At 63.5% G+C, this 12,618-nt stretch carries 13 protein-coding genes; 3 read left to right on the top strand and 10 right to left on the bottom strand.

The genetic code is table 11. From position 1 onward, the window contains the following. The first annotated feature begins 18 nt into the window (after window positions 1-18). Window positions 19-2,769, top strand: a complete 2,751-nt coding sequence (gene acnA, locus Q0X85_RS02405) for an aconitate hydratase AcnA (RefSeq protein WP_297768497.1) — start codon at window positions 19-21, stop codon at window positions 2,767-2,769. 391 nt (window positions 2,770-3,160) lie between these two features. Further along, window positions 3,161-3,304 (top strand): hypothetical protein, encoded by a 144-nt coding sequence (locus Q0X85_RS02400; protein ID WP_175477347.1) that lies wholly within the window; start codon window positions 3,161-3,163, stop codon window positions 3,302-3,304. 18 nt (window positions 3,305-3,322) lie between these two features. Here the strand turns inward: Q0X85_RS02400 and Q0X85_RS02395 are convergent, their stop codons facing one another. From Q0X85_RS02395 to yajC, 10 genes are all read right to left on the bottom strand, one after another. Beyond that, on the bottom strand, window positions 3,323-4,714 hold the full coding sequence (locus tag Q0X85_RS02395) for a pentapeptide repeat-containing protein (RefSeq protein ID WP_297768490.1): 1,392 nt from the start codon (window positions 4,712-4,714) through the stop codon (window positions 3,323-3,325). Window positions 4,715-4,887: 173 nt separating this feature from the next. Continuing rightward, complete coding sequence (locus Q0X85_RS02390; RefSeq protein WP_297768487.1) at window positions 4,888-5,424, bottom strand: DsbE family thiol:disulfide interchange protein; 537 nt, start codon at window positions 5,422-5,424, stop codon at window positions 4,888-4,890. Further along, a complete protein-coding gene (gene ccmD, locus Q0X85_RS02385) occupies window positions 5,417-5,575 on the bottom strand; it encodes a heme exporter protein CcmD (RefSeq protein WP_297768486.1) in 159 nt (52 codons plus the stop codon). Before ccmD ends, Q0X85_RS02390 begins: the two co-directional genes overlap by 8 nt. Next, window positions 5,572-6,312 carry a heme ABC transporter permease gene (locus Q0X85_RS02380; RefSeq protein ID WP_297768483.1) on the bottom strand — a complete coding sequence of 247 codons (741 nt, stop codon included), beginning with the start codon at window positions 6,310-6,312 and terminating at the stop codon, window positions 5,572-5,574. Before Q0X85_RS02380 ends, ccmD begins: the two co-directional genes overlap by 4 nt. Window positions 6,313-6,326: 14 nt before the next feature. After that, on the bottom strand, window positions 6,327-6,983 hold the full coding sequence (gene ccmB, locus Q0X85_RS02375; protein ID WP_297768480.1) for a heme exporter protein CcmB: 657 nt from the start codon (window positions 6,981-6,983) through the stop codon (window positions 6,327-6,329). Further along, entirely contained in the window at window positions 6,980-7,597 is a 618-nt protein-coding gene (gene ccmA, locus Q0X85_RS02370; RefSeq protein ID WP_297768478.1) for a heme ABC exporter ATP-binding protein CcmA, read from the bottom strand. Before ccmA ends, ccmB begins: the two co-directional genes overlap by 4 nt. A gap of 56 nt (window positions 7,598-7,653) precedes the next feature. After that, window positions 7,654-8,007 carry an Mth938-like domain-containing protein gene (locus Q0X85_RS02365; RefSeq protein WP_297768475.1) on the bottom strand — a complete coding sequence of 118 codons (354 nt, stop codon included), beginning with the start codon at window positions 8,005-8,007 and terminating at the stop codon, window positions 7,654-7,656. Window positions 8,008-8,020: 13 nt separating this feature from the next. Further along, on the bottom strand, window positions 8,021-8,773 hold the full coding sequence (locus Q0X85_RS02360) for a sulfite exporter TauE/SafE family protein (RefSeq protein ID WP_297768473.1): 753 nt from the start codon (window positions 8,771-8,773) through the stop codon (window positions 8,021-8,023). After that, complete coding sequence (gene secD, locus Q0X85_RS02355; protein WP_297768471.1) at window positions 8,766-11,402, bottom strand: protein translocase subunit SecD; 2,637 nt, start codon at window positions 11,400-11,402, stop codon at window positions 8,766-8,768. The genes Q0X85_RS02360 and secD overlap by 8 nt, the downstream gene beginning before the upstream one ends. Window positions 11,403-11,447: 45 nt before the next feature. Next, a complete protein-coding gene (yajC, locus tag Q0X85_RS02350; RefSeq protein ID WP_297768468.1) occupies window positions 11,448-11,729 on the bottom strand; it encodes a preprotein translocase subunit YajC in 282 nt (93 codons plus the stop codon). A 248-nt stretch (window positions 11,730-11,977) separates the two neighbouring features. On the opposite strand from yajC, the gene Q0X85_RS02345 reads away from it, so the two are divergent. After that, a partial coding sequence (locus Q0X85_RS02345; protein ID WP_297768465.1) for a serine protease occupies window positions 11,978-12,618 on the top strand: 641 nt, incomplete at its 3' end.

Raw genomic sequence — 12,618 nt, 5'->3', positions numbered from 1 at the left:
CATGAAAGGACGGCCCCCATGCCCATCAGTGTCGGACAAGACAGCGCAAAGACCCGCAAGACCCTCACCGTCGGCGACCAAAGCGTCGCCTATTATTCGATCTCCGCCGCCGAGGCCGCCGGTCTCGGCGATTTCTCGCGCCTGCCCGCCGCCCTCAAGGTGGTGCTCGAGAACATGCTGCGCTTCGAGGACGGCAAGACCGTCACCGTCGACGATATCAAGGCGTTCTCCGAATGGGCCGCGAATGGCGGCCGCGCCAACCGCGAACTGGCCTATCGCCCGGCCCGCGTGCTGATGCAGGATTTCACCGGCGTGCCGGCTGTGGTCGATCTGGCCGCGATGCGCGACGGGATCGTGGCGCTTGGCGGCGATGCACAGCAGATCAACCCGCTCAACCCCGTCGATCTGGTGATCGACCACTCGGTGATGATCGACGAGTTTGGCAATCCGCGCGCCTTCCAGATGAACGTGGACCGCGAATACGAGCGCAACATGGAGCGCTATCAGTTCCTCAAATGGGGTCAGGGCGCGTTCAACAACTTCCGCGTCGTCCCCCCCGGCACCGGCATCTGCCATCAGGTCAATCTCGAATACCTGGCCCAGACCGTCTGGACCGACGAGGACCAGAACGGCGAGACGGTGGCCTACCCCGACACGCTCGTGGGCACCGACAGCCACACCACGATGATCAACGGCGTCTCGGTCCTCGGCTGGGGCGTCGGCGGCATCGAGGCCGAGGCCGCGATGCTCGGCCAACCGATTTCCATGCTGATCCCTGAGGTCGTCGGCTTCGAGCTGACCGGCGCGATGATGGAAGGCACCACCGGCACCGACCTGGTGCTCAAGGTCGTGGAAATGCTGCGCCAGAAGGGCGTGGTCGGCAAATTCGTCGAATTCTACGGCTCCGGCCTCGATCACCTGCCGCTCGCCGACCGCGCCACCATCGCCAACATGGCCCCCGAATACGGTGCAACCTGCGGCTTTTTCCCGATCGACGACGAAACCCTGCGTTACCTGCGCAACACCGGGCGCGACGAGGCCCGCGTCGAACTGGTCGAGGCCTATGCCAAGGAAAACGGCTTCTGGCGCACCGCCGATTACGCGCCGGTCTATACCGACACGCTCAGCCTCGACATGGGCACCATCGTGCCCGCCATCTCCGGCCCCAAACGCCCGCAGGATTACGTCGCCCTCGATCAGGCCGCGTCGAAATTCTTTGATGTCGTCTCGGAATATCGCGGCGAGGATGAAGGCGCCGACGCCACCGACATGGCCGCCGAGGGCCCGGCCCCCGACGCGGCTCAAGACCCGCGCAAATCCGCCCCCGTCAAGGGCGAGGACTATGAACTGCGCGACGGCTCGGTGGTGATCGCGTCGATCACCTCCTGCACCAACACCTCCAACCCTTACGTGATGATCGGCGCAGGCCTCGTGGCCCGCAAGGCGCGCGAACTGGGCATCACCCGCAAGCCCTGGGTCAAGACCTCCCTCGCCCCCGGCTCTCAGGTGGTCTCGCACTACCTCGAGGCCGCCGGCCTGCAAGAGGATCTCGACGCCATCGGCTTCAACCTCGTGGGCTATGGCTGCACCACCTGCATCGGCAACTCGGGCCCCCTGCAAAAGGAAATCTCCGAGGCCATCGCCGAGGCCGATCTCATCGCCACGTCTGTGCTCTCCGGCAACCGCAACTTCGAGGGGCGCATCTCTCCGGATGTGCGCGCCAACTACCTCGCTTCGCCGCCGCTCGTGGTGGCCTACGCGCTCGCCGGTGACATGAATATCGACATCAGCCAGGATCCCCTCGCCCATGACAAGGACGGCAACCCGGTCTACCTCAAGGATATCTGGCCGAGCCAGGCCGAGATCGCCGAACTGGTCGAGCGTACCGTCACGCGCGAGGCGTTCCAGTCGAAATATGCCGATGTCTTCAAGGGCGACGACAAATGGCAGGAGGTCGAAACGTCGGAGGGCGAGACCTATGACTGGCCCGCGCAGTCGACCTACGTCCAGAACCCGCCCTACTTCAAGGGCATGTCGAAAGACCCCGGCACCATCTCCAATATCGAGGGCGCGCGCATCCTGGCCCTCCTGGGCGACATGGTCACAACCGACCACATCTCGCCCGCAGGCTCGTTCAAGGAAACCACCCCGGCCGGTAAATACCTGACCGAGCGTCAGGTGCCGGTGCGCGAGTTCAACTCCTACGGCTCACGGCGCGGCAATCACGAGGTGATGATGCGCGGCACCTTCGCCAATATCCGCATCCGCAACGAGATGCTGGACGGGGTCGAGGGCGGCTATACCAAGGGGCCGGACGGCGAACAGACCTCGATCTTTGACGCCTCCATGGCGTACCAGGAGCAGGGCACGCCCCTCGTCGTCTTCGGCGGTGAGCAATACGGCGCAGGCTCAAGCCGCGACTGGGCCGCCAAGGGCACCGCCCTTCTGGGCGTCAAGGCCGTCATCGCCGAGAACTTTGAGCGCATCCACCGCTCCAACCTCGTCGGCATGGGCGTCATCCCGTTCGAGTTCACCGGCGGCGACACCCGCAAGACGCTGAACCTCACCGGCGATGAAAGCGTCTCGATCCACGGCCTCGATGCTGTGAAACCGCAGCAGGAGGTGCCCTGCACCCTCACCTATGCGGACGGCACCGAGAAAGAGATCACGCTGAAATGCCGGATCGATACCGCCATCGAGAAGGAATATGTCGAACATGGCGGCGTGCTGCATTACGTGCTGCGCGATCTGGCCAAATCCGCCGCCTGAGCGACAAGGCGGGGCCGGGACATCCCCGGCCCCGCACACTCCGTCATCCCCATCCAATCGTCATCGTCCGGCTTGACCGGACGATCTCTCACCACACGTCCCCCCTTTAACCCGTCCTCCCGTCATCGTCCGGCTCGACCGGACGATCTCTCGCCACACGTACCCCTTTAACCAGTCCTCCCGTCATCGTCCGGCTTGACCGGACGATCTCCCGCCGCCCCACCGGCCCGCCCTTTTTTCATGGAATGCGCAAGTTTTGGCCGGTCCGCGCCGCATCTGCACGGATTTCCGCCGATCACGCACGCGTGACGCGTTTGCCCGCCGCTTCCCCCTTACTTTCTCCGCCGCGTTGCCCATCTTGGCGAAAAGAGCAGAAAAAAGAGGTGCAGCCATGAGAACCATCGTCATCCTCGCGCAGGCCGCGTTCATCAGCATGGTTGCCGTGATCGGCGCCTACGGCGACAGCGACCACAAAGCCCCCTGCCCCCTGCCCGCCGCCGCCGAGGCAGCACAGCATTGCGAGGTGGAGCGGTAGGCGGGAGGGGCGGACGCCTTACTCTTCGTCGGGGGCCTCTGGCGGCACATAAGTCTCCGGGTCCGCCTGCCACTTGCGCCACTCTTCGTCGAATTGATCATAGTCCAACTCAAATGTCGGCCAATGCGCAGGCCACTCCACCCCGTCCGGGAGTCTGACCGAGCCATCCCCGAACGCATACATGACGTGATCAGCGATTTGTGGTACGCTCGTGAAATCACTCCCCCTCAGCGCGGATGCCGAAAAATTGGCGGCGCTAAGGAGCGTTGATTTGTCCATCTTAGTCCCCGTGAGGTCTGCTCCATCCAACTGCGCTGCTATGAGGTCCGCCCCCTGTAACTCCGCATACATGAGGTCTGCCCCCTGCAACTGCGCCCCTACGAGATCCGCCCCCTGCAACTTCGCCACCCGGAGGTCCGCCCTCTGCAACTGCGCCCCCATGACGTTCGCGCCCTGCAACTGCGCTCCCAAGAAGTTCGCGCCCTGCAAATGCGCTCCACGCAACTCAACCCCCTGCAAAGCTGCGGATAGAAAACTCGCATTGCTAAAATTCAGCCCGGACAGCGAAATACCTTGTAAATTTGCGCGGCGCAGATCGATCCCTATCGCTCCAAGTTTTCCAGATGTGTTCAATCGCCCAAGACTTTGAACGGCACTTTCAATGTCCGGTCGAGCAGCTTTCACCGCGCGGACCCACCGCCTAATTTTAGAGTTATGCCGAGTATCTTCCTCTTGCATTTCTTCGGGCGGGTATTCTCGGCTCAGTTCCCGAACATACAAGGCTAGCGTTCGCGCTATGCGTGGTGCTTCAGCTTCACGTTCGTCGGCCAAACCTTCCAATCGGTCGATTGCTGCGGCACGCACCAGAATATCATCCTGCCATTCACTCAAAATCCGCATATGTTCACCTTCGCCAACCTCTCGCGTAATCTGTCTCCGTGTAGCCAAGTCTGTCGTCGCGACACTCACTTTATCGTTGAACAAAGCGTCTTCTGCCGTCTCGGTCTGCCGCCGGGTCAGGATCAGCCGGTTGATCGTGATCGGCAGCGCGATCACCGCCCCCAGCACCGTGGTCAGCGCCACAAGCTGCGCGAGGGTGAATCGCCAGTTCCAGACGTTCTCCGCCGCCTCGGGCGGGGCGTGAAAGATGACCTGCCACAGGATTGCATAGAGCCCGGCAAACAGCGTGCCCGCGACGATGCCCCATGTAAGAAGAAGGATCAGGAACAGAACCGGGTGCAGCCCCTTCATGCCCACTTTCTCCGCCAGCCGCCTGATCCGGTCATCCGGCGCGGTCGGGGCCTCGGCGGATCGGCCAACTACCCCCTGCACCCCGTAGAACACCACCGTCAGGCCGATGAAAATCCACAGCAGCGGGTGGGTCGCGATGGTCAGGAAACTGTCAAGCAATGGCACCGTCCGGACATGACCCAAAATTCAACTCTAGGCATAGCCGAAACCGGGCCTTCGGGGAACGATTGATTGCGGTCAGGGCCGCGCGCCCGCACCGACGCAATACCGACGTGATACCGACGCGATACAGCCTGCCTTTTCCGGGTTGGACATGCAGTGCCCTGCGCGCTCTAATTGCGCGCTCTCTCGATCGCGGGGAGGATGGTGTTTTCCATCACCCGGTCGGTGATCGGCCCGGCAAAGCGCAGCACGATCTGCCCGTCGCCGTCGATCACATAGGTCTCAGGCACACCGTAGACACCCCAATCGAGCGCCATGCGACCCTGAGCATCGGCCCCCATGGCCGTATAGGGATTTCCCAATTCTTCCAGAAAACCCAAGGCATTACCGGGCTTATCCTTGTAATTCACCCCGTAGATGGTGAGGCCGCTTTCTGCCAGGTCCTCAAGATTGGGATGCTCCACCCGGCACGGCGCACACCAGCTGGCCCAGTAGTTGACGAGGCTGACCTCGCCCGCGCGCAGATCGGCATCGGTGAAGGGCGCACCCTCGCCCAACGGCGTCACGGCCACGGCCGGGGCGGACTTACCCTGTAGCGCCGAGGGCAACTCATTGGGATTGTCGCGCCCCAACCCCACCAAAGCCAGCCCCGCGAATCCCGCGAAGATTACCAGCGGAGCGAGCATCATCGGCGACAGCTTAGCCATGGGATTTCACCTTGCTTTCAATATCTTCCAGCTCTTTCTTGATGCGTTTCGAGCGGCGCAGGCTGAGCCATACTATGAGCGCCAGCAGCACCAGCGACACGGCATAGGACGAGAGCACCGCGTCTGCGTACTTTCCCAGATCAGGCATCATGCCCCCATCCTCTCACGAGCCAGCAGCGCGCGCATGCGGCGGGCGCGAATTTCCGTGCGGGTGCGCATCAGCACCAGTGCAATGAACAGCAACACAAACCCCGCCATCGCAACCAAGAGCGGATACCAGAACACATCGGCCACGTTCTCTTCCTTGTCGAGGCTGAGCGACGCGCCCTGATGCAGCCCCTGATTCCAGAAATTCACCGCGTAGCGGCTGAGCAGCGCAAAGACCGAGCCCACCAGGCACAGGATCGAAGTGAGATCGGCGGCGGTGTCGTCATTCTCGATTGCCTCCCACAGGGCAATATAGCCGAGATAAAAGAGGAACAGGATCAAAAAGCTCGTGAGCCGCGGATCCCAGGCCCACCATGTGCCCCACATCGGCTGGCCCCAGATCGCCCCGGTCAGCAGCGCGATCACGGTCATGATCATCCCCACGGGGGCAGCGGCGCGGGCGGCAAGGGCGCTGACGTGATGGCGGCGCACGATCCAGACCAGCGAGGTCACCAGCATCATCAGCCAGGCATTGATCGCCATCAGCGCCGCAGGCACGTGCAGATAGATGATCTTGACGGTGGAGCCTTGCCGGTAGTCATCCGGCGTGAAGAAAAAACCCCAGACGAGGCCCACCAGCAGCGTCAGTGCAGCCGACCACGCGACCCACGGCAAGACGCGGTCCGTGGTCTGAATGAATTTCTTGGGATTGGCATATTCCCAGAGCGAATTCAGGCTCATCCCGTTTCCTTTGTTCATCGCAGGTTGACCCTCAATACCGCAGCCGACGCGAAAGGCAAAAGCGCGATGGTGCCGCAGGTGATCCCCGCGAGCAACAGCAGCGGCGTGGTGATATCAAACCCTTCCGCGCCGCGCCGGGCCATCTCTGCTCCGAAAATCAATGTAGGCACGTAAAGCGGCAGCACAAGCAGGCTGAGGAGCAATCCGCCGCGCTTGAGGCCGACGGTCAGCGCCGCGCCGAACGTGCCGATGACGCTAAGCGCGGGGGTGCCAAGGGCAAGCGAGAGGGTGAGCCAGAGAAAGCCCGCCTCGGGCAGGTTCAGCAGCACGCCCAGGACCGGAGCCACCAAGACAAGCGGCAGGCCCGTGGTCAGCCAGTGGGCGAGCGCCTTGACGCTGACGATCCCCTCCATCGGCAGAGGCGAGGTGGCGAGCAGGTCGAGGCTGCCATCCTCCCAGTCGAGGGCGAAGATCCGGTCGAGAGACAGCAGGCAAGCCAGAAGCGCGCCCAGCCACAGGATACCCGGGGCGATCTTGGAGAGAAGCGCGCTTTGCGGCCCGACGCCGAAGGGCACCAGCACCACGACGATCAGGAAGAACGACAGGCCAAGGCCAAAGCCGCCGCCCGCGCGCATCGCCAGCCGGATATCACGGGTCAGCAGCGCGATCAAAGGAAGGCCCCGTCGAAATCTTCGATATCGAGCGGCTTGGCCCGGTAGGGGCCGACATCGAGCACCTGCGCCTCCGAGAGGCCGAGGTCGATATGCGTGGCGATGAGCGCGGCACCGCCCTGTGCCAGATGGGCGCGCACGGCGGCGGCAAACATCGCCACGGCATCGACATCAAGCGAGACGGTGGGTTCGTCCAGTACCCAAATCGCGCGGCCCGTGACCAGAAGCCGCGCAAGGCCGAGCCTGCGTTTCTGCCCGGCCGAGAGCGCGCCTGCGGGACGCGCGGCCAAGGGGCCAAGGGAGAAGGCGGCAATTGCGGCGGAAATATCATGATTGCCAAAGGCTTGCGCCCAGAAGTTGAGGTTCTCGGTGACCGTCAGTGTCGGCTTGATTCCGTCGGAATGGCCCGCGTAGACGAGGCTTTCGGGTGTCACATCGACCTGTCCCGAGAGCGGCGGCTGCAACCCTGCGACGGTGCGCAAGAGCGTGGTCTTGCCGATACCGTTCGGCCCGCGCAGCACCATCGCCTGACCGGCCCCGAGCGTAAAACTCAGCCCTTCCAGCACGGGTATCCCGCCGCGTGCTATGCTCAGATCGGTTACAGTCAGCATCATGCGCCCGCTTTAGCCCAAAGCCGGGGGCGCGAAAAGCGCCAAGGCTGCGCGCATCGTCACACCGGCAATGCCGCCACCGCCACGCGCCGCCCCTCGGAGAGGAGCACGTTATAGGTGCGACAGGCGGCGGGGGAACTCATCGCCTCGACACCCACATTGGCCTCTTCGAGCGCGTGGCGCAGATCGGCGGGGATGTGCGCGACCTCGGCGCCGGTGCCGATGAAGATCACGTCGACCTCTTGGGCGAGGTCCAACAGAGGCTGTGTGTCCTCGAATCCGCCCCAGCCGCGCGCCGATTGCACGGTCACGAGGATCGCCCCCTCCATGACCTCGCCCGCGACGCGGAAGAATCCCGGCCCGTAGCCGTCGATGGGCGTGGCCCCGGCAAAGCTGATTTCGGTCATCTGCATGGCAACGTCTCCTTCACGTCCAGAGTGGCAGGCCGCTCAGCACGGCAAGGCCGATCACGGCATAGGCGGCCCAACGGTAGAGCCGCTCGTGGCGCGGGTCAAACAGCGCCTGCCCGATGAGCGAGGTGATGAAATAGGGCACGGCAAGGACCAGCGCGAGCAGGAAGATATGCCATTCGACCCGGCCCTGAAGCAAGAGATTGGCGACGATCACCACATCAAGCGCGGCCAGAAACAGGATGGTGTTGGCACGCACGGTCTGCGCTACCGATTGTCCGGCAAGGTAGAACAGGATCACCACCGGCCCGGTAAGCCCCGTCAGCCCGCCGATCACCCCGGCGACCGCACCGATGGCGATGAGCATCGGGCGGCTAACCACGCCAGAGAACCGCCAGCCCGCGATCAGCGCGGCAAGCGTCACGGCGGCGACCGTGGCCACGATCCAGCGGATCGTTACCGGGTCGAGCATCCCCATGAGCCACAGGCCGAGCGGCACGGTGATCAGTGCGGCGAGCGCCAGCACGCCCACCTCCCGCCGGTCCGCCTGCCCCCATGCGCGCGGCAGAAGCGCCGAGGTGCTGGCAATTCCGGTGAGCGTGATGACGCCGACAACCACTTGCGGCGCAAGGAAAATCCCCGCAACCGGCACGAAGATCAGTGCCGTGCCAAAGCCGGTAAAGCCCCGCACGATCCCCGCGAGACCGATCGCCAGCATCAGCCAGGGCAACCCCGGCGCGGCGAGCGCCGTGGCCAGCGCCTCAGGCATCTACATTGGCGAATTGCGTGCCGGCATTGGCGTCGGGCTTGGACCAGTCACGTTTCACGCCCAGCCACATCAGCACCGTCGAGGCCACGAAGATCGACGAGTAGGTGCCGACAATCACGCCCCAGATCATCGCGAAGACAAAGCCGCGGATCACGTCACCGCCGAGGAAGTAGAGGGCGAAGAGCGCCAGCAGGGTGGTGACGGAGGTCATCATCGTGCGGCTCAGGGTTTCATTGATCGAAATGTTGAGCACTTCGCGCAGCGGCTTCTGTTTGTATTTGCGCAGGTTCTCGCGGACCCGGTCAAAGACCACCACCGTGTCGTTGAGCGAATAGCCCACGATGGTGAGAAGAGCGGCGATGATCGCCAGGTCGAACTGGATCTGCAATTCCGAGAAGATGCCCACGGTGAGCGCCACGTCATGCACAAGGGCGATCACCGCGCCGACCGCGAACTGCCACTCGAAGCGCAGCCAGATATAGACCAGCACCGCCCCGATGGCGAGGGCGACGGCGATGATCGCGGCCTGAATAAGCTCTCCCGAGACCTTGGGCCCGACGCTTTCGACGGAGGTGAATTCGATATCCGGCACCGCCGATTGCAAGGCCGCCTCGACCTCTGCTATCACCTCCGGCGTCACGCTCTCGGTGTCATCCTGCGCCTGAATGCGGATCATGGCGACGTTCTCATCGGGGCCAAATGTGGGGTCGAACACTTGCGTGATGCTAATATCCCCGAGCCCCAGATCGCCGACCGCATCGCGGTACTGACCGACATCCACGGGCTCGGCGCTTTGTGTCCGGATCGTGGTGCCGCCCTTGAAATCAATGCCGAAATTCAGCCCTTGCAACCCGAAGGAACCGAGCGCCACGAGAATCATGACCCCGGAGATCCCGAGCCACAGCTTCCACCGGCTGAAGAAATCGATGGACGTTTCCTGTGGAACGAGACGCAGCGCGCGGCCTTGCAAAACGCTCTTGGGCCGTTTGCGTTCAAACCACATCACGGCAATCAGACGCGTCACGAAAAGCGCTGTGAAAACCGAGGTAATGATGCCGAGGCCAAGGGTGATGGCAAAGCCGCGCACCGGGCCGGAGCCCATGGCATAGAGGATGAGGGCCGTGAGGAAGGTGGTGATATTGGCATCCACGATGGCGCTCATCGCCTTTTCATAGCCCAGCTCGATGGCACGGGCGGCCCCCTTGGCGGTCTTCATCTCTTCCTTGATGCGCTCGAAGACCAGCACGTTGGCATCCACCGCCATGCCGATGGTCAGAACGATCCCGGCGATGCCGGGCAATGTCAGCGTGGCGCCGATCAGGCTGAGCAGGCCAAAGATCAGCCCGACATTGATAATGAGGGCAATATTGGCGAACAGGCCAAACGTACCATAGGATGCCAACATGTAGGCCAGCACCAGCACAAAGGCCACGATACATGCGATCTTGCCTGCCTCGATGCTGTCTGCCCCGAGTTCCGGACCGACTGTCCGCTCTTCAAGAAAATCGAGACCGGCGGGCAAAGCGCCGGCGCGCAGAAGAACCGCAAGGTTTGTGCTGTCTTCGACCGTAAAGTTACCGGTGATAATACCGGATCCGCCTGGAATATGGCTTTGAATGACCGGGGCGCTGATCACCTCGCCATCGAGCACGATGGCAAATGGATTGCCGATATTCTCGGCCGTATAATCGCCAAACTTGCGCGCGCCCGTAGGATTGAACCGGAACGACACCGCCGGCCGCCCGTTCTGGTCGAAATCGGGCTGCGCGTCGACGAGTTCCTCGCCCGTAACCACTGGCGCGCGTTCAAGAATGTAGAACACGCCCTGCTCGTCGAGTGAGGGTAAAATCTCGTTGCCCACCCCGGCACGTTCATCGGCATTCGACGTGCGGCTTATGACTGGCTGAAAGGTCAATTGCGCGGTTGTCCCGATCAGTTCCTTGAGCTCTCCGGCGCTGCCGATACCGGGCACCTGAATGAGAATGCGGTCGGCACCCTGCCGCTGGATCGTCGGCTCGCGGGTGCCCACCTCGTCAATGCGGCGCCGGATAATCTCCAGCGCCTGACGTACCGTGCGATCGTCTGTTGCGCGTCGCTCCGCCTCGCTCAGCCGGATGATGATCTCAGCCTGCTCCGTCGTCACCTCGATGTCGCTGTCGCCAACGCCGGTAATTGTATCCGTCACAGGGCGTGCAAGGCCGCGGACTAGGCTTGCCGCTTCTTCTGTCATCTCGGGGCGTTCTACCAGCCGCACGCGCAGCTCGGGCGCTTCGGTGGGCTGCAAGCGGATCGGGCCGACGCGGTCACGCTCTTCGCGCAGGAGGTCGCGCACCTCGGGCCACATCCCCTCGATCCGCGCCTGGTAGACATCCTCGACCTGCACCTCCGCCAAGAGATGCGCCCCGCCGCGCAGATCGAGCCCCAGATTGACAAGGCTGGAGGGCATCCAGGAGGGCCAAAGCGCCAGATCCTCGGCGACGCTCGACGGATCGGCACCGGCCTCGACGGCCGCCGCGGCATCGTTATGCTGCTCGACACGCGAATAGAATCCATTGGGCAGCGCGAGCAGCAGTCCGAGCGCGACCAGACCCCAGATGGCAATGCGTTTCCACAGGTCGATTTGCAGCATGATATTGCCTTTTCAATGGGTTAGGCGCGCAAGTTTAAGTTGGGCTCAGCCCTCGGCAGGCTCGGTCTTGGACAGGACCTGCGCGATTGTGCCGCGCACGACGCGCACCTTGACGCCTTCGGCAAGCTCGACCTCGATCTCGTTCTCGTCCTTGACCTTGGAGACCTTGCCGATCAGACCACCTTGGGTGACGATCTGGTCACCCCGACGCAGGGCTTCGACCATGGCCTTGTGGTCCTTGAGTTTTTTCTGCTGCGGACGGATCAGCAGGAAATACATGATCGCGAAAATCAGGATGAGAGGAATGAACTGGCCGAAGGCTTCCATTGGGTGCTGTCCTTGTCTGATGAGCCGGGGCGGAGAGCCCGCGAATTGAGCCGGAACCTAAGGTCGGTGCGGGGCATTTGCAAGGCGCGAAAGGCGGGCTTCATCGCATCGGTATCCCGTCGGTATTGCGGCGGTGCACTTGCACGGTGCGCGGGTCGATGGGGCTGACCCGAAATCACAATCAAGGGTTTTGTGATCGGCGGTTGTCCGGATTAGGCTGGGCGGGTGTTCAAGGCTGGAGCCCGACCATGCGACTTGATCTGACCTGCACCACGCCCAGGCGGGGCGCGCGCGCGGTGTTCCGGGCGCTTGCGATTTTCCTTTTGGCGGGGGTGTTGCCGGCCCCTGCCCCCGCGCAAGCCGAGTTGCCGATGCTGCCGTTTGGCGAGGCCGGGGCATGGCAGGCAATCGGGCGGGTCAACGCGGGCGGCTTCAAGTCGCGCCGCATGTGCAGTGGCACGCTGATTGCGCCTGCGCGCGTCCTGACGGCGGCGCATTGCCTGCTGCGGCGGGACGGCACGCCGCTTGCGATGGACCGGCTGCGCTTTGTCGCGGGGCTCGACCGCGGCGAATACGCGGGCCTGGCGCGGGTCGCGGGCGTGGCCTTGCATCCCGAGGCGCTCAGCGCGGGCCGTGTCGACCCGCGTCACGATCTGGCAGTCCTGCATCTGACAGAGCCACTGGAGGGCATTGCCCCCATCCGCCTTGGACGTCGGGGCAGCGGGCCGGTGGCGCTGATCGGCTATCACAGGGGGCGGCCCGAACGGCTCAGCGCCGGGTTCGAGTGCCCGGCGCATCGCTCAGGCGGCCTTGTGCGGGTGGCTTGCCCGGTGCGCGCGGGCAATTCGGGCGGCCCGGTTCTGGTCCGCGCGGGCGAAGGCTGGCGCGT

This window comes from uncultured Roseovarius sp. (assembly GCF_947259555.1).
Lineage (GTDB): Bacteria > Pseudomonadota > Alphaproteobacteria > Rhodobacterales > Rhodobacteraceae > Roseovarius.
Note: the sequence above shows the minus strand (reverse complement) of the source record. Positions and strands in the feature narration are given on the sequence as shown.

Coding starts and splice junctions, on each gene's coding strand:
- acnA (WP_297768497.1), top strand. CDS start 19: ATGCCCATCAGTGTCGGACAAGACAGCGCAAAGACCCGCAAGACCCTC.
- Q0X85_RS02400 (WP_175477347.1), top strand. CDS start 3,161: ATGAGAACCATCGTCATCCTCGCGCAGGCCGCGTTCATCAGCATGGTT.
- Q0X85_RS02390 (WP_297768487.1), bottom strand. CDS start 5,424: ATGGCTAAGCTGTCGCCGATGATGCTCGCTCCGCTGGTAATCTTCGCG.
- ccmD (WP_297768486.1), bottom strand. CDS start 5,575: ATGATGCCTGATCTGGGAAAGTACGCAGACGCGGTGCTCTCGTCCTAT.
- Q0X85_RS02380 (WP_297768483.1), bottom strand. CDS start 6,312: ATGAGCCTGAATTCGCTCTGGGAATATGCCAATCCCAAGAAATTCATT.
- ccmA (WP_297768478.1), bottom strand. CDS start 7,597: ATGATGCTGACTGTAACCGATCTGAGCATAGCACGCGGCGGGATACCC.
- Q0X85_RS02365 (WP_297768475.1), bottom strand. CDS start 8,007: ATGCAGATGACCGAAATCAGCTTTGCCGGGGCCACGCCCATCGACGGC.
- Q0X85_RS02360 (WP_297768473.1), bottom strand. CDS start 8,773: ATGCCTGAGGCGCTGGCCACGGCGCTCGCCGCGCCGGGGTTGCCCTGG.
- secD (WP_297768471.1), bottom strand. CDS start 11,402: ATGCTGCAAATCGACCTGTGGAAACGCATTGCCATCTGGGGTCTGGTC.
- yajC (WP_297768468.1), bottom strand. CDS start 11,729: ATGGAAGCCTTCGGCCAGTTCATTCCTCTCATCCTGATTTTCGCGATC.